Here is a 21,011-nt window from a genome sequence, read left to right as displayed (position 1 = left end):
CCCGAAGTATGCACGAATCAAGAGTTGTCTACAACGGCCAGTGAGACATTGTCTATCAATCGCGTTTGCCCCAGTTTGGCGGCTACGGCAATCACCAGTTCGGTGTCGTTTTTGGCCGCTGGCGCCAGGCTTCTGGCGTTGGCAATAGTCAGGTAATCCACCTGAAAACCGGTCCCGTTGAGGGTGTCTGTGTAACGTTGTTCAAGGGCGCGGAAATCCCGTTCACCCTGCTCGATATCGTCACGCAGGGCGGTAAGTGTGGCGTAAATTTTCGGGGCAAGTTTGCGCTCACTCTCGCTGAGAAAGCCGTTTCTTGAGCTTTTTGCCAGGCCGTCCTCCTCCCGGCTGGTGGGGGCGCCGACGATCTTTACCGGAAACAGCTGCTCTTCGCACATGCGACGCAGGATCGCCAGCTGCTGGAAATCCTTCTCGCCGAACACGGCAACGTCCGGCTGGACGATGTTGAACAGCTTGGACACCACCGTGGTGACACCACGAAAATGGCCCTCACGGCTGGCGCCGCACAGATAGTCCCCCAGGCTGTCTACGTCTACCCAGGTCTGGTTCTGGCCCAGCGGATACATCTCATCCACAGACGGCGCAAACAGCAGATCGGCCCCCACTTCCACCAGCTGGGCGGCGTCGGCGTCCAGGGTGCGAGGGTAGCGGTCAAAGTCTTCGTTGGGGCCGAACTGGGTCGGGTTGACGAAAATGGAGACCACCACCTTGTCGCAGCGGGCCATGGCCTCGCGCACCAGGCTGATATGGCCGCTGTGCAGATTGCCCATGGTGGGCACAAAGCCCACGTTCAAGCCTTCGCGATGCCAGCCACGAACCACTTCGCGAACTTGGGAGACGGTATGGGCTGTTTGCATGGGGGGAGACCTCAGGATTGGGGAGGGGCTAGTTTAAAGTTCAAAGTTGAAAGTTTAAACGCGAATCCATGGCCGGAGGGTGGCCTCGAAAGTGTGCCCCGCGCAGAAACGTTTGAGCGCGGGCAGAGAGGGGCTGTTCCGCAAAACCCGGCCCGCGCTTTTCAACTTTAAACTTTTAACTTTCAACTGGGTTTAAAAGCAATGCTCGTCTGCCGGGAAGGTGCCGGCGAGTACCGCTTCATGATACGCCTTGAACGCGGACGGAATATCGCTGGCGTCGGCCATGAAGTTCTTCACGAAACGGGCGGGTTTGCCGGGGCTAATGCCGAGCATGTCGTGCATCACCAGGACCTGGCCGTCACATTCCGGAGCCGCGCCGATACCAATCACCGGGATGTTCACGGCCTGGGTAATGCGGGTGCTCAGTTCGCGGGGTACACATTCCAGCAGTAGCATGGCGGCGCCCGCCTGTTCCAGGGTGCGGGCGGCTTCCAGCATTTCATTGGCGCTGTCGTCATCCTTGCCCTGTACCCGATAGCCGCCCAGGGCGTTCACCGCCTGCGGGGTCAGGCCCATGTGGGCGCACACCGGAATGCCGTTGCGATTGAGCAGTTCGATGCTCTCTGCCAGCCAGGCGCTGCCCTCCAGCTTGACCATGTTGGCGCCGGCCTGCATCAGGGCGGTGGCGCTTTCCAGTGCGCGCTCCACGGTGGCGGCGCCCATGAAGGGCACATCGGCCATGACCAGGCTGCCTTGATTGCCGCGGGCCACGCATTCGGTGTGGTAGGCCATCTGCTCCAGCGTCACCGGTACGGTGCTGGATTGTCCCTGGATCACGTTACCCAGAGAGTCGCCCACCAGAATGGCGTCCACGCCTGCACTGGAAATCAGCTGGGCGAAACAGGCGTCGTAGGCGGTCAGAACGGAGAACTTTTCACCGTCCTGTTTGCGCTTCTGCAGGGTGCGAATGGTTACGGACACGGGAAACCTCCCAGGGAAATTCAGTTGAAAGTTGAAAGTTTAAAGTTGAAACGCGGGCCAGTCCTTCGCTGCGTACAGGCTGTGCCCGCGAGGGTGTCAAAAGTCCCGCGGCCAGGACGTTATCAGTGAGGCAACGTGCTATTCCGCGCTTTTGAACTTTCAACTTTGAACTTTCAACTCAGTCGACCAGCGGCCGGGGGTTAAAATAGTGTCGCCCGGAGCGGATGTCCAGCAGCTCGCTGACCAGTTGTTGATAGTCGCGGTCGTGGCTGACCAGATCAATCTCTGCCGCATTGACGATCAGCAGGGGGGCACGGTCATAAAAATGGAAGAACTCGGTGTACGCGTTGCTGAGCCGGTCAAGATAGTCACCCTCAATGCGCTGCTCGAAATCATTGCCGCGCCGGGTGATGCGCTGTCGAAGGACCTGGGGCGGGGCCTGCAGGTAGATCACCAGATCCGGTTGCGGCGCATCCAGGGTCAGGTGGTCATCCACGTTGCGATACAGTTCGAACTCGTCGTCATCCAGGGTCACCTGGGCAAACAGTCGGTTCTTGTCGATCAGGAAATCGGCGATACGGGGCCCGGCAAACAGATCCTGTTGCTGAATCTGGCGGAGCTGGTCGGCACGCTGGAACAGGAAGAAAAGCTCGGTCTGCAGGGCGTAGCGAGCGGGGTCCTGGTAAAAACGGGTCAGGAAGGGGTTTTCTTCCGCCTGCTCCAGCAGCAGATCGTAACCAAAGGTCATGGCCAGGCGGCGGGCCAGGCTGGTCTTGCCGGCGCCGATGGGGCCCTCCACGGCGATGAAGCGGGGCAGGGTGCCGGCCTGGCGGCGCTGTTCCAGACGCTCGGTGAGCGTCTTGTCATTCGATGAGGGCATTACAATCCAGTTCCGTCAGTGGCGACAGTTGCTGATCCGTTACCTTTTCAAGAAAGCTACTCAGTGCGGTGCCATCGGGCAAGTGGGCATTGGGAGCAATGTCCATCAGTGGCAACAGTACAAAGGCCCGGTAGATCATCTGGGGGTGGGGGACTTGCAGTTCAGGTGTGTCGATACGGCGCTCATCGAGCAGCAGGATATCCAGGTCCAGGGTGCGCTCGCCCCAGTGACGTATGCGCTGGCGTCCGGCGGCCAGTTCCAGAGCCTGCAAGGTGTGGAGCAGTTCCAGGGGCGTGCAGTGGCAGTCAAGGGCGGCCACCGCATTCACGAAGTCGGGCTGGTCCTGGGGGCCCACAGGGGCGCTACTGAAAAGCCGCGAGTGATGCAGCAGGCGGATGCCGGGCAGCCGCTGCAGCGCCGTCAGGGCACTGATCAGACGCTGTGCCGGATTGTTCAGGTTGCTACCGAGTCCGATATAGGCCTGCATGAGCCTTAGCTGTCGGCCTTGGGTTTGCGGGGGCGACGACGGCGGCGGCGCTTGTTGCCACCCCCCTGGTTACCCAGATTGCTGATCATCTGGCGCCGGCCCTGTTCGTCTTCTTCCTGATAGCGGGTCCACCAGTCCCCGAGCCCCGGTTTGATTTCCCCGGCTTGCTCGCGCAGTAGCAGGAAATCATAGGCCGCCCGGAAACGGGGGTGCTCCATGAGGGCATCGGCGCGGCGGCCGCCGCGCTTGTCGAGGCGCAGCTGCAGTTCCCACATCTCCCGCATGACGGTGGAGAAGCGACGGGGAATGGCCGTGTGCTTGATCTGACCGTTCAGTGCCCGGGTGGCTGCCTTGTGCAGGGCCTGGGCCGGGGGCAGGCCGCTGGACAGATAGCCGCCCATGCGCTGCTGGATTTCTGGCCACAGCAGCACCGCGTAGATAAAGGCGGGGGTGACGGGTTTGTCCACGGCCAGGCGCTTGTCGGTGTTGTCCATGGCGGCCAGCAGCATGTCTTCCCACACCGGGCCACTTTCGCCTTCCAGCGCCTGTTGGGTGCCGGGGAACAGAAACTTGAACAGGTGCAATTGCTGGAGCTGCTCATAGGATGCGCGGGCATGGCCGTTGAGGAACAGCTTGAGCACTTCGTCAAACAGCCGTGCTGAGGGCACCTGCAGCAACAATTCCGCCAGTTCGGGGATCGGGTCGGCGGTGGCCTGATCGATGTGGAAGCCCAGTTTGGCGGCGAATCGGGCAGCACGGAGCATGCGCACCGGATCTTCCCGGTAACGGGTCTGGGGCTCGCCGATCAAATGGATGCGCTCGTTCTCGATGTCCTGCAGGCTGCCAGTGAAATCATGCAGGGTGAAGTCGGCAATGTTGTAGTAGAGCGCATTACAGGTGAAATCACGGCGCAGGGCATCCTCTTCGATGCTGCCCCAGGTGTTGTCCCGCAGCACCAGTCCGGTTTCCTCATGGGCATGATGCTGTTGCTTGTCCGGATTCTCTTCCCGGTTCATGGCCCGGAAGGTGGAGACTTCGATCACCTCGCGGCCAAAACGCACATGGACGATCTGAAAGCGGCGGCCAATGATACGGCTGCGTTTGAACAGGCGATGGACCTGTTCCGGGGTGGCGTTGGTGGAGACGTCGAAATCCTTGGGCTCCCGGCCACTGAGAATGTCCCGCAGGCAGCCGCCCACCAGGAAAGCCTCAAACCCGGCCTTGTGCAGGCCATAGAGCACATTGAGTGCCGCACGGGAAATCTGCTGGCGAGAGATGGGATGTTGGTCACGGGGAATAATCTGGGGTGAATTCATTGAGGGATTTTGGGAACCCTTCTTGAACCAGCCTGTCATACGTTCCAGAAGCTTGCAGGGCATGCGTGAATGTCCGGACTCAGATAAAGAAGCAGTAAAGCGGCGATGGTAGCATTTTTTTCTCGCCGGGTGAGGGAATCGTCACGTATACTCGGCAATTGGGTTTGTGAAAGCCCAAAAGTAAAAAGGAGCCACAACCGAAGTTGTGACTCCCATATTTTGCGCTGATTCTGTTGTTATTATTGTTTGTGTTGTTATCTGCCTAGTGCTGCAAGCAGCACTGCATTAGCTCGTAAAATTATTCTTCTTCTTTCTTGTTGTTATTGTTGAGCCGTTACGCCGTTGTTTTTGTTGTTTGCTGGCGTGGGATTCATAGTGCCTGCCGACCCCCTTCAATGCAACAAAGCTTAAAATCCTTGTAAAACAGAAGGTTAGGTGTGAAAGATGAAATGGGGTGTGAACCAGGTCTGGTTCGGGTAACAAGAGTGTTACTTTCCTGGGTAGTGAGGTAACACTTGAACCGGGTTCTACCCAAACTCCCCTGTGACGGGGATTTTTTCTGCTCTATAGGTGCAATTTTTTGATTGGCCAAGGTGACAAGCGTGCTGGTTCAGCGGGTCAATGGTACCTGTGAGCCCACAGGCAGGCTGAATTAGCGCCGGGCGCCGCCTTTCTTGCGGGGGATTCCCAGTCTCTGGCGGCGCTCCCACAGGCTTTTTCGGCTGATTCCCAGCTTCTGGGCCAGTTCGGTTTCCGTCATGCTGTCCTGGTTTTCCATGACGAAACGGGTGAAATAGTCCTCCAGGGAGAGATCTTCGCTGGGATCCAGGCTGGCCCGGCTCACCCGTTGCGGGGTGCGGTTGGGGTTAAGTCCCAGCTGTGCAGGCCCGATGCCATCCTCTTCGGTGAGGATAATGGCCCGCTCGATCACGTTTTCCAGTTCCCGTACATTTCCGGGCCAACTGTAATTATGCATGGCCTGCCGTGCAGATTCGGTGAAATGCAGGTGGTGGCGATTGAGTTTTTCGCTGCCGCGCATCAGCAGGGCGTCGGCTAGCAGATCCAGATCATTTTCCCGCTCACGCAGCGGTGGCAGGGTCAGTTCCATCACGTTGAGCCGGTAGTAGAGATCCTGACGGAAGGCGCCTTCTGCCACCCGGGCAGGCAAGTCCAGCTGACTGCTGGCCAGAATTCTCACATCGACCTTACGCGGGGCCAGGGATCCCTGGCGGTGGATTTCGTGGTGGGTCAGCAGGGTCAGCAGGCGGCTTTGCACCTCACTGGCCAGCTCGCCAATTTCATCCAGAAACAGGGTGCCGCCATCCGCCTCCTCGATGCGCCCAGGTTGGCCATCGTCACCGAACAGTTCTGTGATCTGCAGGTTACGGGGCACGGCGGCGCATTGCACCGACACCATGGGGCCGGCAGCGCGCTCGCTGTTTTCGTGCAGGGCTCGGGCGGTAAGTTCCTTGCCGGTGCCCGCTTCGCCCATGATCAGAACCGGGGTATTGGTGGGGCCAACCCGGTTGATGCGATGACGCAGGTCCTGCATGACGTCACTGTCGCCCACCATGTTGCGGACCGGGTAATTGCGTTCGATATCCCGTCGCAGGGCGCGATTACCGCGGTTGAGCCGGCCTTCCTTGAGAACCCGGTCCACGGCCAGCAGCATTTCGTCATGATCAAAGGGCTTGGGAATGTAATCCACTGCCCCCTGGCGCATGGCATCCACGGCGGAACGCAGGCTGGCATAACTGGTCATGATCAGCACCGGGGTGTTGCCCGCGGCTTCGATCATGTTGGTGCCGGGTTCACCCGGCAGGCGCAGGTCGCTGATGATGAGATCAAACTGATTGAGGGATTTCTCCCTGGCCTGCTCCACGGAATCAGCTTCTTCCACGGAGTGGTCATGACGTTCCAGCAGCTTTCGCAGTGCGCCACGAATAACCGGTTCGTCTTCAACAATCAGGATGTGGCTCATGAATCACGGGTTCCTGTACTGACCGACAAATACTCAGGACAACTTTTCTCAACAGCTGTGCTGTCAAAATACTACCTCAAGTTGTCATGCTGTGGGTGGGCAGACGAATAATAAAGCGGGTGCCGCCATTCTCTGTGATCGGGCTTTCCACGCTGATGCTGCCGAAATGTTCTTCGATGATACTGTACACCAGCGCCAGGCCAAGACCGGTGCCCCGGCCGGGACTCTTGCTGGTCACAAAGGGTTCAAACAGGGCATCACGCACATCGGCGGGAATGCCATGGCCCTGATCTTCCACCTGGATTTCCAGCCAGGGCTCCAGGGCTTCGCATTGAATCGTGATGGGCTGTGAAGGTTCGCAGGCGTCGGCAGCGTTGCCGAGCAGGTTGATGAAGACCTGTAATAGTCGCTGCGGATCGCCCTGTACCCAATTATCCGCCGGGCAGCGATTCTCGAATTGTTGCTGGCGATGATCCGGATCCAGCAGTAGCAGTGAAATGGCCTCGTCGACGGTATCGCGAACGCTGACGGGCACGTGCTCACTCTGGCGCACACTGCCAGAGTGACTGAAGGTGACCAGGGATTCCACGATGCGGGTGATGCGGCGGGTCTGCTCCAGGATTTGCTGGCTGGATTCCATCTGCTCGCGGGCGTCACTGTCGCTCTCCAGGTTCTGCGCCAGGCAGGCAATGGCGGTGACCGGATTGCCGATTTCATGTGCCACGCCGGCGGCCAGCCGGCCGATGGATGCCAGCCGTTCATTGTGGGCCAGGTGTGCTTCCATATGACGCAGTTCAGTGATGTCTTCGATCACCAGTACCTGGCCGCCTGCCTGCTCGGCGGTGCCCACGCCCATCACGGAGGATTTGTGCAGGCTCAGCCAACGTGTCTGCCCGGCCACTTCTAGAGATTGTTGCGGCTGATGGGCGCTGGCGTCTCGACTGAAACGGGAGAGGAACTCGCCCCAGGGGGCATCAAGATCCACCAGCCGTGAACCGATGGTGTCCGAAGCGGCGATGTCGGTGAGAGTTTCCATGGCCTGGTTCCAGCCGATGATTTCATCGTCGGCGCCCAGCGAGACCACGCCCATGGGGAGTTCCAGCAGGGTTTGACGGTGGAAGCGCCGTAGCCCGTCCAGTTCGGCCGCAAGACCGGAAAGACGGTCCCGGTATTGCTCCAGCCGTGACTCGATGAACTGGATGTCTTCGCTGGTGCTTTGCTCTTCCTTGGGCAGGTAGGGTAGATGATCATCCATCAACTGGTGTGACACCGAGGGGCCGAGCAGACCGGAGAGATTGGTTTCCAGCTGGTCGCGCAGGCGCCGCAGGGCATAGGGGCGGGTTTCGGTACGGGGCAGTCGCAGGTCGCGCAGCGCCATTTCCACTTCCCGGGTGGCCGTGATGGGACCCAGCGGCATACTCAGGGCATCGATGAAATCGTCCACGCTCTTGGCTTCCAGTTCCCACCGGTAGGGGCGGCGCAAGCTGTCCACGGCGCAGGCCTCGGCTGCGTTCTTTTCTGACCGGGACATGGGGGTCACGATGGAGATGATGGCAAACAGCAGCGCGTTGGTTGATACCGAGGCGATGGCCACATGGTGCCACTGATTGGCGCCGTTCTGGTAGCGCATACCGACCAGCTCCATGAGCTGCGGGATCTGCAGGCTGGGGTAGGTGATCGGCAGCACCAGCAGCAACAGCCAGAGCAGGAAGCCGACAATCAGGCCTGCGAACAGGCCGTTGCGGTTACCGGTAGGCCAGAACAGGGCGCCAATCAGGCCGGGCACAAATTGCAGGGTGGCGACAAAAGAGAGTACCCCCAGTTCCACCAGGGTGTGGTCGGCCCCTGTGAAACGGTAGAACAGGTAGGCCAGTGCGAGAATGGCCGCGATGAGCGTACGTCGTGTCCAGAGCAGGTTGCGATAAAGATTCTGCCCCTGATGCAGTGGGCTGGCCGGCAGAACCAGGTGATTCAGACACATGCCGGACAGGGCCAGGGTCGCCACGATCAGCATGCCACTGGCACCGGCAAGACCGGCCAGATAACCCAGTACGGCTCCGGAGCCCCCGGTGACCATGCCGATGCCCAGCACATAGTAATCCGGCGGGGTGGGGGCGTTGCTGGCGGCGGCGGCCCAGAGGATCACCGGTACGCACAGTGCCATGACCAGGAACATGAGCGGCAGCGCCCAGCTGGCGGTGATCAGTGCCCGGGGATTCAGGTTTTCGGTGAAGGCCATGTAGAACATATGTGGCAGGACCACTGCCGACACAAAGAAGGCCATGATCATGGAGTGCCAGGTACCATCCTGTAGCGGATAGTACAGGCGGGCCAGCATTTCCGGGTGCTCGTCCAGCCAGGCGCCCAGGTCGCCGGGACCGTCAAAAACACCGTATAAGCCCAGCAAGGCCACGGCGCCAAATGCCAGCAGTTTGATCAGGGATTCGGTGGCGATGGCAACCACCAGGCCTTCGTGCTTTTCCCTGGCGGTGGCGTGGCGCGCACCAAACAGGATGGCGAAGATCACCATCATGATGCAGAACCCTCCGGCCAGAGAACGGGGGTCGTCGGTGCCGGTGAGGATTTGAATGGACTCCCCCACGGCCTTGAGCTGCAGGGCCAGCAGGGGCAAGACCCCGATTAGCATGATGATGGTGGTGAGTGCACCGGCTAGCCGGCTGCGGTAGCGGAACGCAAACAGGTCCGCCAGGGAGCTGAGCTGGTAGGTCGCCGTTAACCGGAGGATCGGTGCCAGCAAAATGGGCGCCAGCAGAAACACCCCGGAAATGCCGAGGAAATAGGACAGGAAGTTATAGCCAAATTGATAGGCATACCCCACCGCCCCATACACCGCCCAGGCACTGGCGTAGACACCAAGGGAAAATACATACACCGCAGGGTGGCGCACCAGCCGTGCGGGTAACCAGCCCCGCTCGGTGATCCAGGCAACCAGAAAAAGAAACAGCAGGTAACCGCCGGCGATGGCGATCAGTTCACTGACACTATAGGCCATCAACGTCTTTGCTCTTGGCGATCCAGTAACTCAGGGCGATCAATCCCAGCCAGATAAGATAGGGCCGATACCACGCCCGTCCGCCTTCGCTCCACCAGTCGATGATGGCAGGGGACAGCAGGTAGGTTCCCAGAATAAAGATGATCAGCAGGCGGTCGGTATACATGGTGGTTTTGCCCCTTCAAGGCGAAGAGCATACGTCAGGTGGGGGAGGTGTGTAAAAGCGGGGAGGGCAGTTGCAAGTTCAAAGTTGAAAGTTCAAACGCGGCGCAGGTTGCTGCGAGTGCGAAGGCGGTGCCCGCGATTCAGCGTATCGGCGCGGGCACAGCGGTGAAGCAATCTCAACCCCATCTCGCGCTTTTAAACTTTCAACTTTGAACTTTCAGCTCACTTGGCAAGGGTTGCTGGCGGCCAGGGGGCCAGTGGTGTTCGGGGTAATGGGCTTTGCCCCATTCCAGCAGGGTTGCCGGTGATGCGCCATGAAGATCGTTTGGCGGTTGCAGGCCCATGCAATGCAGCGCAGCGGTGAGGAGCTGGCTGGCGCGGGCGGGGTCGAGCGCTTCGCTGCCGCCGGACTTGGACAGCTTGGTGTCGCGGCCATCAGTGATTACCGGCAGGTGTGCGTAGTGCGGGGCCGGGCGACCCAGGCATTCCAGCAGCCAGCGCTGGCGCAGGGTGGAATCAATCAGATCCGCGCCGCGCAGTACATGGGTAATGTCGTCGTCGGCATCATCCAGGGCGCAGGCCAGCTGATAGCCAAACAGGCCGTCACGGCGGCGAATCACAAAGGCTCCGCCATCCTCATGGAGGTTGTTGCACACGGTGCCCTGAATGTCATCCTCGTAGCAAAGCTCACGATGGGGTACCGCCAGGCGAACCGAGGCATCGGTGCTGGCGTCAACCGCGGCGCTGATGCCGGGATGGTTGTGGCCCAGCGTTGCCAGTTGTTTTCGGGTGAGGGTGCAGTAAAAGGCGTGGCCTTGTGAGAGTAGTTGATCTACAGCGTCCTGGTATGTGGCATGCCGCCGGCTTTGATAACGCACCGCGCCATCCCACTCCAGCCCGAACTGTTCCAGCTGAAAAAGAATGGCATCGGCCGCGCCAGCCACTTCCCTAGGCGGGTCCAGATCATCCACCCGCACCAGCCACTCACCGTCTGCTGCGCGGGCATCCAGCCAACTGGCCAGCGCCGCCACCAGAGACCCAAAGTGCAGCGGGCCAGAGGGGGTGGGGGCGAAACGTCCGCGATAGCTCATAGGGCAATGAATAATGAATAGTTAATAATTAATAGTTGCACGGATGATAATAGCAGGGTGCTGAAACGCAGGAAGCCGCGCACAGAGTATGGGCGCGGCCTCCAGGCTGGCAGAATCAACAGCCCGCTACCGCGAGCTATTAATTATTCATTATTAACTATTAACTATTAACTGCCTCACCCTGCCAGCTGCTTTTCCTTGATCTCTGCCAGTTCCTTGCAGTCGATGCACATCTCGGCAGTGGGTCGGGCTTCCAGGCGGCGGATGCCGATTTCGATACCGCAGGCTTCGCAGTAGCCGTAATCGTCCTTGTCCACCAGATCCAGGGTCTTTTCGATCTTCTTGAGCAGCTTGCGCTCACGGTCGCGGGTGCGCAGTTCCAGGGCGAACTCTTCTTCCTGGGTGGCACGGTCGGCCGGATCGGGCAGGTTGACCTGCTCATCCTGGAGGTGGTGCATGGTGCGATCGGCTTCTTCCATCAGTTCCTGGCGCCAGGCCAGCAGAATCTTGCGGAAGTGCTCACGCTGCTTTTCGTTCATGTATTCCTCGCCGGCTGCGGGCTGGTAAGGTTCGAAACCGTGCAGCTGGGCCATGGAGGATGTGGAGTTGGATGACTTTTTCACGTTCTTTTTTACCTGAGCAGAAGAGGTGGATCGGCTCGGCGACAGTCCATTGCCGGCAGACGCTGTCCTTGCGGTACCGGATTGCGATGTACGGGCGGCCGCAGTGGCTGCGGACCTTGCCTTCCCGGAGGTAGGCAGTTTTGTTCTTGGTGCAGCAGGTGCTGCTTTCTTGGCCGCGGCTTTTTTAGCCGCTGGCTTGGCGGCGGTGGCCGGTTTGGCTGCCGTCGCTTTGGATGTCCTGGTCTTGCCGGCCGGTTTGGCTGCAGGTTTGCTTGCTGCAGCCTTGGCTGCCGGCTTTTTCACCGCGGCTTTCTTCGCGGGAGCTTTCTTTGCTGCCGGCTTCACAGCGGGCTTTTTCACTGCCGCTTTCTTGGCGACGGTTTTCTTCGCCGGCGCCTTCTTGGCGGCCACTTTTTTGGCGGGTGCCTTCTTCGCTACCGCTTTTTTCGCTGCGGGCTTGCTGGCCGTTTTCTTGGCGGTTGCTTTTTTCGCCGCGGCTTTCTTGGCCGGTGCTTTTTTCACTGCCGCCTTCTTGGCTGCGGGCTTTTTAGCTGCGGCTTTTTTGGCGGGCGCTTTCTTTGCTGAGGAAGCAGTGGCTTTCTTGCTGGCTGCAGTCCCGGTGGCTTGTTTTTTAGCCGCCTTCTTGGGGGCTTTCTTCTTGCCGGTGGCCATTTTCAATAACTCCCTTAGCATCGTCTTGACTCTCTGTCCTGTGCCCGCACTTCCCTCATGGGCATAATGTAATCTTTGACCTTACCCCTTATAGGCAAGTCTTGTCACCAATTACAAGGCAGGTCCCCAGGGGGTAGTCTGATTGGTGAAAATCTGGCCGATTATAGCCATGCTGCCCCTGCATGGAAGAGGAAACTTGCGATGACACAATTGTCCCGGTACGCCAGTGAGGTGCCACCGTTTCATGTGATGGCCTTGCTGGAGCGTGCCCAGCAGCTCTCAGCCCAGGGGAGAGACGTGATTCACCTGGAAGTGGGAGAGCCTGATTTCGAGACCCCGGAGCCAGTGATGGATGCCATCCGGGATGCCATGGCCCACGGTCAAACCGGATACACGCCGGCAGCCGGACTGCCGGCCTTGCGTGAAGCGATCGCCACGGATTACCGGGAACGGTTTGGTGCCGCGGTGTCTCCGGGGCAGGTGGTGGTGACACCGGGCGCATCCGGTGCCTTGCAGCTGGCCCTGGCCGCGCTGGTGAATCCCGGCGACGGAGTACTGCTGCCGGATCCGGGTTATCCCTGCAATCGCCAGTTTGTCAGGCTGGTCGGTGGTCAGGTGCAGCCACTGGTGCTATCGGCAGACAAACACTTTGCGCTGACCTGCGATGCGCTGACGGATGCCTGGCAGGACAATACACGATTGGCTGTGGTGGCAAGCCCTGACAATCCAACGGGCAACATGTTGTCACCGGAGACTCTGGCGCAGATGGCTCGGGCTGCCGAGCAGCGGGGTGGCATGCTGCTGGTGGATGAGATCTACCAGGGCCTGTGTTACGGCCAGCCTGCCGGCTCGGTGTTGTCGCAGAGCGACAATGTGGTCGTGATCAACAGCTTCAGCAAATATTTCTGCATGACGGGTTGGCGTCTTGGATGGCTGGTGGCGCCGGCGGAGCTGGTGCCCGCCATCGAGCGACTGGCCCAGAACCTGTTTCTGGCGCCGTCCACGCCGGCTCAGTACGGGGCCATGGCGGCGCTGGAGGAGGCGTCGCTGACGATTCTGGAGCAACGTCACCAGTTGCTGGCCCGGCGGCGGCAGTGTTTGCTCAATGGTTTGGCCCACCTCAAGGTGCCGGTGGTGTCTCGTGGTGATGGTGCCTTTTATCTCTACGCAGATGTGAGTGCCTATACCGATGACAGTTTTGCTTTTTGCGTGGATTTGCTGGAAAAAGCGGGTGTGGCCATGACCCCGGGGCTGGATTTTGGCGAAGGCCATGATCATCGGCGCTATGTCCGTCTGGCCTATACCTGTGCAGAGTCCCGGTTGACGGAAGCCTTGCATCGTATCGAACGATATCTGGAGAGTCTGTGAAGTTTGATCCGCCCCTGGAGACTGTCACCCTGCTACGTCGCTACAAGCGATTCATGGCGGATGTGGTCCGTGCCGATGGCAGTGAAATTACGGTGCACTGCCCAAATACCGGTTCCATGAAGAACTGCGTGTTGGGGGAGCCTCAGCAGGCGCTGATCTCCGACAGTGGCAATCCCAAGCGCAAGTATCGTCACACTCTGGAGGCGTTGCAGGTGGCCCACGGTCATTGGGCGGGGGTGAATACCAGTCGCCCCAATGCGCTGGTGGAGGAGGCCGTGCGGGCGGCGCGGATTCCGCAGCTGGATCCAGTCGACGGCGTGGAGCGGGAAGTGAAATACGGCGACAGTCGTTTTGATCTGGCCTTGGGTAATCGTGCGGATCCGCACACCTTTATCGAAGTGAAAAACGTGACCCTGGGTCCGGGGCCGGAGGATGCGGATGATGGTGTGATTGCCTTCCCGGATTCCGTCACCGAGCGTGGCCAGAAACACCTGACAACCCTGATCGAGGTGGTGGCTTCCGGCAAACGGGCCACTCTGGTGTTCTGTGTGCAGCACAGTGGTGCCCGTGCTGCCCGGCCCGCCGATGAAATTGATCCACGCTATGGAGCGCTGCTTCGTGAGGCGAGTGCTGCGGGCGTCAGTATATTGGCCTGGAAAGTTGCCCTGGCCCCTGATGCCATGGAATTGGTGGAGCCGCTGCCGATTTTGCTGTGACGGGGCGGTGAAGTGGGCGGAAGTGACGTGCAGCGCCACTTCCGCCAATCCCCTCACCCTCTGCCGGTAGCTGCCATGTTATTCCCCGCACGCAGCAACCGGCTTTCATGCGACGCAGGCCCGTACCCTTCGGGGTGGTTGGTGTGCGTCATTCTTCCCGTCGTTTATCCACTATAGCCCGCCCGGGCTGGTTAAAAAGTAATCTCTGGTAATGTTTTGTGAGCCCCTCTTGGGGGTGTGTTGGTGCGCAGGTGTCAGTGGGGCTGCATGTCACGGCGCTGCTGCTGGAGCTGCTCGATCTGGCTGGCCCAGTAGTTCATGGATTCAAACCAGGGGAAGGCCGGGGGGAAGGCCGGATCATCCCAGCGTCGTGCCAGCCACGCGTCATAACAGACCATGCGGCGAATGCGTAGCGGTTCGATCAGGGCTTTTTGTTCCCAGGGGAAGGGCAGGAAGGTGTCGTAGCCCTGGGCCAGTACGCGTAGTTGGTGCTGTTGTTCGTCGTCTTCGCCGGACAGCAACATCCACAGATCCTGCATGGCGGGGGCACGCAGGCTGTCGTCCAGATCGACAAAATGAGGACTCTCATCTCGCCACAGAATATTGCCGGTGTGGCAGTCGCCGTGGACGTTGAGTAGCGGAAAACTCAGGCCGGCCAGGCGCTGTTCGATGGCGTCCAGCAACTGGCCGATCAGGTCGCGGTACTGGCCTCGGTAGTTGAGATCCACCACGTCATTGATCAGGAAGGTGCTGGCGGTGCGGATATCTTCGACCACATCCAGAGTGGGACGGTGCTGATAGGGGCGGTCGCTGCCGCAGGCGTGCCAGCGAGCCAGGGTGCGCCCCAATTGTTCCAGGTGGCTGTCGTTGGCCAGTTCCGGTGCATGGCCGCCGGCCCGGCGGAAGACCGCAAAGGAAAAACCGTCGCAGTGAAACAGGCTGTTGCCATTGCGGACTTCCGGCGCAATGACGGGCAGGTCTCGCTCCACCAGAAACAGGCTGAACGCATGCTCTTCGAGAATCTGGGCATCGCTCCAGCGCTGTGGCCGGTAGAACTTGACGATCACCGGCGGACCGTCTTCCTGGCCTACCTGATAGACCCGGTTCTCGAAGCTGTTCAGTTGCAGCAGGCGGCCATCGCTGAGAAAACCCGCGTCATCCACCGCATCCAGCATGAAGTCCGGAGTGAGATCGTCAAAGGGGTGGGACATGGTTGGCCTCAGAGTGCAGCAAAATAGGGTGGTGCAGTGTCAGGCGTTCTGTGTCCAGCGTCCGGCTTAATTACGCCGGTTCCGGCACGTCACCCAGCCAGATTTCTTCGCCGCGAACTTCCACGGGGACCGGCACCAGTTTGTCGCCCATGCACGGGCCGGACAGGCAGTTGCCAGTCTGCACTTCAAACAGGGCTCCGTGGTTGGCGCACATGATGAACTGCTTGTCGCTGTCCATGAAGTCATCGGGCATGAAATTCAGCTCGATGCCCAGATGGGGGCACCAGTTGATATAGGCGTGAATCTGGCCATCGAATTTGGCGACCACGATGGGCTGGTCGTCTTTGCGGAATTCCCGGGCGCTTTCGTGTTCGATGTCGTCCAGATTGCAGATGTGTTCCATGGTATTTCCGGTCGTTCTTTGTAGGGTGAAAATTGGCGTGAGCCAATCTCCACCATGGTGAGATAAGTGGCGGAGATTGGCTCACGCCGATTTCCGCCCTACATGTGGATTACTCGCCCAGCACCTGCTTGCGGATTTCCCGGTGGGCATCGGCGGTCAGGCGCGGACCGAATTCGGTGACCAGTTGCGCCGAAGCGACAGAGGCCAGTTTGCCGGCGGTGGCAAAATCATGGCCATGGGTGAGAGCGTACAGAAAGGCGCCGGCAAACAGGTCACCTGCGCCATTACTGTCCACGGCTTTGACCTCTACCGGAGCGATCTGGTGAGTGTCAGTGCCATCCCAGACCAGTGCACCTTTTGCGCCCAGGGTAATCACGGCGGAGCGGCATACCGCTTTCAGCGCTTCCAGGGCGGCTTCCACATTCTCTGTGTCGGTGTAGCTGGTGGCTTCTGCTTCATTACAGAACAGCAGATCCACGCCGTCCCCCAGCATCTCGGTCAGGCCATCCTTGAAGAACTGCACCATGGCAGGGTCGGAGAAGGTCAGTGAGGTTTTCACCCCGTGCTTCTCGGCCAACTGGCGCAGTTTTACGGTGGCGGCGCGGGAGCTGTCGCCGCTGACCAGATAACCTTCCAGATAGACATAGTGGCTGGCGGCAATGGCAGCTTCGTCCAGTTCAGCTTCGGAGACTTCGCTGGAGATCCCCAGATAGGTGTTCATGGTGCGCTCGGCATCCGGGGTGAGCATCACCAGGCATTTGCCGGACACGCCCTCTTCACGGTTGCCGTTCATGTTGGTATCCACGCCGGCGGCAGTCAGATCGTTGACGAAGATGTCGCCGGTGGTGTCGCTGGCGACCTTGCAGGCGTAGTAGCCGGAGCCACCGAAATAGCGGGTGGCCACCACGGTGTTGCAGGCGGAGCCGCCGCTGGTCTGTTTGTGCGGTTCGGCTTCATCGGCCAGAGCGGCCAACAGTTCTGCCTGGCGGGCTTCGTCCACCAGGGTCATCACACCCTTGCCCACGTCCATGCGTTCCAGGAAAGCGTCGCTGACCTCGATCTCGGTATCCACCAGTGCATTGCCGAGGGCATAAACGTCATATTTCTTGGTCATGGTTGCTCCGTATTGCGTTGGGGGCTTGCTGGGGTTAAGCCAGGCGGCTTGGTGGGAGTGTGCTTGCACGCGAATGGCCCCTCAGGAATAAAGGCTTCGCGTGCAAGCACGCTCCCACAAAAAACCAACATCTCGGCTTAAGCGAACAGCATTGTGCTAAGGAGCCTCAGAATAACTCCTTGCGTACTCAGCGTGGCCTGAAGCGTGCAGCAGTTGCGTCTTGTCTCGAAGGGAAGGTGGTTCCCTTTTCAAGAGGCAAGGCGTAGCTGATGGGCGCTTCAGGCCACGCCCTCCGGGTCTTCCAGGCTGATCCACACTCGTTGTTGCACTTTCTCGACAGGCAACCAGCATGCCTTCAAAAGTGCGCCTAGATTGTGAATCAGCCTGAAAGACTGAGCATGCAAGGAGTTATTCAGAGGCTCCCTAAGGCCGGCTATTATGGGCTCCCGGGCGGCGGTTGCAAAATTAACGCGCCGGCTTTTTGAGCCGGCGGAACATATTGGGTGCCTTGCACTCATAAAATACCCACACTTTTCTTTATACTCCGTGCCCATGGCGAAAAAGACGAACAATTCCCGAAAGACCCCGGCGCGATCGCGGGGGCAAACTGCACGCAAGAAATCGCCGGCACGCAAAAAGCCGGTAAAGGGGCGGCGCTGGTTCAGCTGGTCCTTTGTGGCCAAGGTCTCGGTGGTGCTGCTGGTGATCGCTGCCGCAGGGCTGGCCTATCTGGATGCCATGGTGCGTCAGCGTTTTGATGCCCATGCCTGGCAGCTGCCGGCACGGGTGTATGCGCGGCCGGTGGAGCTGTACGAGGGGCGGGTGCTTTCCCGCGAAGACATGCTCAAGCTGCTGGACCTGATGCGTTACCGGCGTGACGCCCGGGCCTCCACTCCCGGGAGTTTTTCTGCCCAGGGCAACAGCTTGCTAATCCATACCCGTGGTTTCCGGGACAGTGACGGTGGCGAGCGCCCGAAACGTATCCGCCTGTCCCTGTCCGGCGGTGAGATTCGTTCCCTGCAGGCAGGGGGGGAAGGGCTGGCCCGTCTGGAGCCGCTGCAGATTGGCAGTATTCATCCCCAGCATGCCGAAGACCGGGTGCTGGTGCCGCTGGATGAAGTGCCCCCCTTGCTGGTGGACATGCTGATTGCTACCGAAGACCAAAGTTTCTATGAGCACCATGGCATTTCCCTGCGCGGGCTGGCCCGGGCCATGCTTGCCAACCTGAAGGCCGGGCGCCTGGTGCAGGGGGGGAGCACCCTCACCCAGCAGCTGGTGAAGAATTTCTGGCTTACCTCGGATCGCACCTTGTCTCGCAAGTTGCTGGAAATGCCCATGGCGCTGCTGCTGGAGCTGCACTACAGCAAGCAACAGATCCTGGAGGCCTATCTGAATGAGGTATACCTGGGACAGGATGGCGCCCGTGCCATTCATGGCATGGGGCTGGGGGCCCAGTTCCTGTTCGGGCGCCCGCTGCAGGAGCTGGAGCCACATCAACTGGCTACCCTGGTGGCCTTGCTCAAGGGGCCCAGCTGGTATGACCCGCGCCGGCGTCCTGAGCGAGCCATGGAACGCCGCAACACGGTATTGAGCGTGGCGCTGGAGCAGGGAGCCCTGTCCCAGGCGGACTACGACAAATACAGCGCCCGGCCCCTGGAAGTGGTGCCGCGCGGTGCTTCTGCCCTGTATGCGTTCCCGGCCTTTATCGATCTGGTTCGTCGTCAGCTGGCCCGGGACTATCCTCCTGAAGTTCTCAGTGATGAAGGTCTCAACATTCATTCCACGCTGGATGTGCTGGCCCAGCTGGCGGCAGAAGGCGCGCTCAGGGAGCATCTGGATAACCGGGATCCGAAGCAGGACAAGAAGCTCAATGGGGCGGTGGTGGTGGTGGCGCCGGCCCAGGGGGATGTATTGGCGCTGGTGAGTAACCGCAACTCCCGGGAAGCCGGGTTCAACCGGGCCCTGGATGCCCAGCGTCCCATGGGGTCTCTGGCCAAGCCGGCAGTGATCCTCGCCGCGGTGCAGCAACCGAAAACCTGGTCTCTGGCGACCTTGGTGGAGGACGGCCCGATTCAGGTGGCCATGCCCAATGGCGATCTCTGGGAACCTCAGAATTTCGACAAGCAGGCCCGGGGTGCCATGCCCATGGCGGATGTGCTGGCCCAGTCCCGCAATCAGGCTACCGCCCGGTTGGGGCTGGATGTGGGGCTGGACAAGGTGGCCGGCACCATGGAAACCCTGGGGGTGACGCGGAATGTGCCACGCTACCCGAGTATTCTGCTGGGCAGCCTGGCGTTGACGCCCTTTGAAGTGGCAATGATGTATCAACCGCTGGCCACCGGCGGCTTTAGCACCCGGCTGCGTTCCATCACCGATGTGCTGGACAAGGAGGGTGAACCGCTGGCCCGCTATCCGGTGAGTGCGGATGAAGTGGTGGATGCCGGCCCCGCGTTCCTGACCCAGTGGGCCATGCAGCAGGTGGTGGAAAATGGCACGGCCCGTTCTGCGCGGGCCTATTTGCCGGAGGACCTGAAAGTGGCCGGCAAGACCGGGACCAGTGATGATTTCCGCGATGCCTGGTTCGCCGGTTTTTCCGCCAATCACCTGGCGGTGGTCTGGGTAGGCCGGGATGATAATGGCAATGCTGGTATCACGGGGTCCAGTGGTGCGCTGCCGGTGTGGGCACAGCTGATGGGCAAGCTGCCCCAGCGCAGTCTCTCGCAGAATCCGCCTGCCGGTGTGGAGTGGGTATGGATGAACCCCAACGGCAAACAGGTCAGCGCGGAAGGTTGTGGTGAAGCCCGCCGTTACCCCATGCTGGAGGCCTCGATTCCCCAGGATGCGGATGGCTGCGGTACGGTCAAGCATACTGGCGAGGGCATCAAGGGCTGGTTCAAGGGACTATTTGATTAACGCCCGCTTCCCGACGGCGCTATGTCTTATGAGGGGGTAACAGGATGAAGCAATTGAAAGGACTAACGGGGTTGCTGCTGCTGGGAATGCTGCTGACTGGTTGTGCGGTACGTGCGCCGGCGCCCCCGGCGGCGCCCATGGAAGCCAGTGTGGAGCTGGAAGGCTCGCCGGCACTGTCCTTGCTGCACAAGTCGCAGGCGGCTCGGCAACAGGGGCAAACCGCTGCGGCGGAACGCTATCTGGAGCGGGCCCTGAATATCGCCCCGGACTCCTCCTGGTTGTACAAATCACTGGCGGATCTGCGCCTGTTTGAGGGCGACGCCCGCAGTGCCGAAGGGTTTGCTCTCAAGGCTCTTCGGCTGGCCCCGGAACACCCGGAGTATCGTGCCGAGCTATGGCAGATGGTGGCCACTGCCCGGGAGCGTCAGGGCGACAAGGCGGGGGCGGAAGACGCCCGGGCCCGCGCAGCGGATGCGCTGGCGGCGGGGCAGCCGGTATGACGCCAGCGGTTCAGGCGGCCAAAAAGGCAAAGGTCAAGCACCGACTGCTCAGTTACGAGCATGATCCCAAGGCGGAAAGTTATGGCATGGAGGCGGCGGAGCTGCTGGGATTGCCTGCGGCGCAGGTGTTCAAGACACTGGTTGCCCTGGTGGATGATCAACCGGTAGTGGCCATGGTACCGGTGGCCCATCAGCTGGATCTGAAGTTTCTCGCCAAAGCCCATGGCGGCAAGAAGGCAGTGATGTGCCCGCCGGACAAGGCGCAACGCCTGACGGGGTATGTGCTGGGCGGGATTAGTCCGTTGGGCCAGAAAAAGCGGTTGCCTCTGTACTTGGATAACAGTGCAGAAGCGCAGGAGGAAATCTACATGAGCGCCGGCCGCCGCGGCCTGGAAATCGCCATGGCACCGGGGGACCTGCTCAACCTCACCGGCGGCAAACCTGCCACCCTCGTTCGCGACTGACCCTTGATAAGGCACCTGTAGGGGCACCTCTCGAGGTGCGAACCCGAGCCTTGGCGCGGAAGCAGTTGAAAGTTCAAAGTTTAAAGTTGAAAAGGCGCGGTCTGAACGGATTCTGTTCTGTGGCCCAGTGCCCGCGCCATTACCGGAGAGCGCGGGCATGGCCGTTCAAAACCGGCTGACCCGTTCCGCGTTTCAACTTTAAACTTTGAACTTTCAACTCCTCCACCGCCAGCAGGCT

The 21,011-nt window shown here is 60.2% G+C and carries 19 protein-coding genes; 6 read left to right on the top strand and 13 right to left on the bottom strand.

Translation table 11 applies throughout. From position 1 onward, the window contains the following. Window positions 1-17: 17 nt before the first annotated feature. The 10 genes from panC to dksA all read right to left on the bottom strand — a co-directional run bounded on the left by panC (window position 18) and on the right by dksA (window position 11,382). Window positions 18-875: a pantoate--beta-alanine ligase gene (gene panC / locus HF945_RS13045; RefSeq protein WP_290523006.1), complete on the bottom strand. Its 858-nt coding sequence runs from the start codon at window positions 873-875 to the stop codon at window positions 18-20. 192 nt (window positions 876-1,067) lie between these two features. Continuing rightward, the gene (gene panB, locus HF945_RS13040; RefSeq protein WP_290523005.1) at window positions 1,068-1,856 is read right to left on the bottom strand and encodes a 3-methyl-2-oxobutanoate hydroxymethyltransferase; all 789 of its coding nucleotides are present in this window, start codon (window positions 1,854-1,856) and stop codon (window positions 1,068-1,070) included. 178 nt (window positions 1,857-2,034) lie between these two features. Next, window positions 2,035-2,736 (bottom strand): deoxynucleoside kinase, encoded by a 702-nt coding sequence (locus HF945_RS13035; protein WP_290523004.1) that lies wholly within the window; start codon window positions 2,734-2,736, stop codon window positions 2,035-2,037. Further along, window positions 2,720-3,223, bottom strand: a complete 504-nt coding sequence (folK, locus tag HF945_RS13030; RefSeq protein ID WP_290523003.1) for a 2-amino-4-hydroxy-6-hydroxymethyldihydropteridine diphosphokinase — start codon at window positions 3,221-3,223, stop codon at window positions 2,720-2,722. Before folK ends, HF945_RS13035 begins: the two co-directional genes overlap by 17 nt. A gap of 5 nt (window positions 3,224-3,228) precedes the next feature. Beyond that, complete coding sequence (pcnB, locus tag HF945_RS13025) at window positions 3,229-4,539, bottom strand: polynucleotide adenylyltransferase PcnB (RefSeq protein ID WP_290523002.1); 1,311 nt, start codon at window positions 4,537-4,539, stop codon at window positions 3,229-3,231. A gap of 652 nt (window positions 4,540-5,191) precedes the next feature. Then, window positions 5,192-6,520: a sigma-54 dependent transcriptional regulator gene (locus HF945_RS13020; protein WP_290523001.1), complete on the bottom strand. Its 1,329-nt coding sequence runs from the start codon at window positions 6,518-6,520 to the stop codon at window positions 5,192-5,194. 76 nt (window positions 6,521-6,596) lie between these two features. Further along, window positions 6,597-9,533, bottom strand: coding sequence for a sensor histidine kinase (locus HF945_RS13015; RefSeq protein ID WP_290523000.1), 2,937 nt, complete (start codon window positions 9,531-9,533; stop codon window positions 6,597-6,599). Further along, window positions 9,523-9,699, bottom strand: a complete 177-nt coding sequence (locus HF945_RS13010; protein WP_007149317.1) for a hypothetical protein — start codon at window positions 9,697-9,699, stop codon at window positions 9,523-9,525. The genes HF945_RS13015 and HF945_RS13010 overlap by 11 nt, the downstream gene beginning before the upstream one ends. Window positions 9,700-9,901: 202 nt before the next feature. Beyond that, entirely contained in the window at window positions 9,902-10,789 is an 888-nt protein-coding gene (gene gluQRS, locus HF945_RS13005) for a tRNA glutamyl-Q(34) synthetase GluQRS (protein ID WP_290522999.1), read from the bottom strand. Window positions 10,790-10,965: 176 nt separating this feature from the next. Next, window positions 10,966-11,382, bottom strand: coding sequence for an RNA polymerase-binding protein DksA (gene dksA / locus HF945_RS13000; RefSeq protein WP_290525419.1), 417 nt, complete (start codon window positions 11,380-11,382; stop codon window positions 10,966-10,968). 133 nt (window positions 11,383-11,515) lie between these two features. On the opposite strand from dksA, the gene HF945_RS12995 reads away from it, so the two are divergent. The 3 genes from HF945_RS12995 to sfsA all read left to right on the top strand — a co-directional run bounded on the left by HF945_RS12995 (window position 11,516) and on the right by sfsA (window position 14,168). Continuing rightward, entirely contained in the window at window positions 11,516-12,151 is a 636-nt protein-coding gene (locus HF945_RS12995; RefSeq protein ID WP_290522998.1) for a hypothetical protein, read from the top strand. 134 nt (window positions 12,152-12,285) lie between these two features. Then, on the top strand, window positions 12,286-13,452 hold the full coding sequence (locus HF945_RS12990; protein WP_290522997.1) for an aminotransferase class I/II-fold pyridoxal phosphate-dependent enzyme: 1,167 nt from the start codon (window positions 12,286-12,288) through the stop codon (window positions 13,450-13,452). Then, window positions 13,449-14,168, top strand: a complete 720-nt coding sequence (sfsA, locus tag HF945_RS12985) for a DNA/RNA nuclease SfsA (RefSeq protein ID WP_290522996.1) — start codon at window positions 13,449-13,451, stop codon at window positions 14,166-14,168. Before HF945_RS12990 ends, sfsA begins: the two co-directional genes overlap by 4 nt. Window positions 14,169-14,422: 254 nt before the next feature. On the opposite strand, the gene HF945_RS12980 is transcribed toward sfsA, so the two are convergent. The 3 genes from HF945_RS12980 to HF945_RS12970 all read right to left on the bottom strand — a co-directional run bounded on the left by HF945_RS12980 (window position 14,423) and on the right by HF945_RS12970 (window position 16,896). Next, on the bottom strand, window positions 14,423-15,379 hold the full coding sequence (locus HF945_RS12980) for a serine/threonine protein kinase (protein WP_290522995.1): 957 nt from the start codon (window positions 15,377-15,379) through the stop codon (window positions 14,423-14,425). Between the two features lie 70 nt (window positions 15,380-15,449). Next, window positions 15,450-15,782 carry a Rieske (2Fe-2S) protein gene (locus tag HF945_RS12975; RefSeq protein ID WP_290522994.1) on the bottom strand — a complete coding sequence of 111 codons (333 nt, stop codon included), beginning with the start codon at window positions 15,780-15,782 and terminating at the stop codon, window positions 15,450-15,452. Window positions 15,783-15,891: 109 nt separating this feature from the next. Beyond that, entirely contained in the window at window positions 15,892-16,896 is a 1,005-nt protein-coding gene (locus HF945_RS12970; RefSeq protein WP_290522993.1) for an adenosine kinase, read from the bottom strand. Between the two features lie 552 nt (window positions 16,897-17,448). Here HF945_RS12970 and mrcB point away from each other — a divergent pair. From mrcB to ybaK, 3 genes are read left to right on the top strand one after another with little or no spacing between them, the layout of a single operon-like run. Beyond that, entirely contained in the window at window positions 17,449-19,809 is a 2,361-nt protein-coding gene (gene mrcB, locus HF945_RS12965) for a penicillin-binding protein 1B (protein WP_290522992.1), read from the top strand. 44 nt (window positions 19,810-19,853) lie between these two features. After that, window positions 19,854-20,309, top strand: a complete 456-nt coding sequence (locus tag HF945_RS12960) for a tetratricopeptide repeat protein (protein ID WP_290522991.1) — start codon at window positions 19,854-19,856, stop codon at window positions 20,307-20,309. Continuing rightward, window positions 20,306-20,773: a Cys-tRNA(Pro) deacylase gene (gene ybaK / locus HF945_RS12955; protein ID WP_290522990.1), complete on the top strand. Its 468-nt coding sequence runs from the start codon at window positions 20,306-20,308 to the stop codon at window positions 20,771-20,773. The genes HF945_RS12960 and ybaK overlap by 4 nt, the downstream gene beginning before the upstream one ends. The last annotated feature ends 238 nt before the right edge of the window (window positions 20,774-21,011 follow it).

The organism is Alcanivorax sp. (genome assembly GCF_017794965.1).
Classification (GTDB): domain Bacteria; phylum Pseudomonadota; class Gammaproteobacteria; order Pseudomonadales; family Alcanivoracaceae; genus Alcanivorax.
This window is presented reverse-complemented; position numbering and strand designations above follow the sequence as displayed.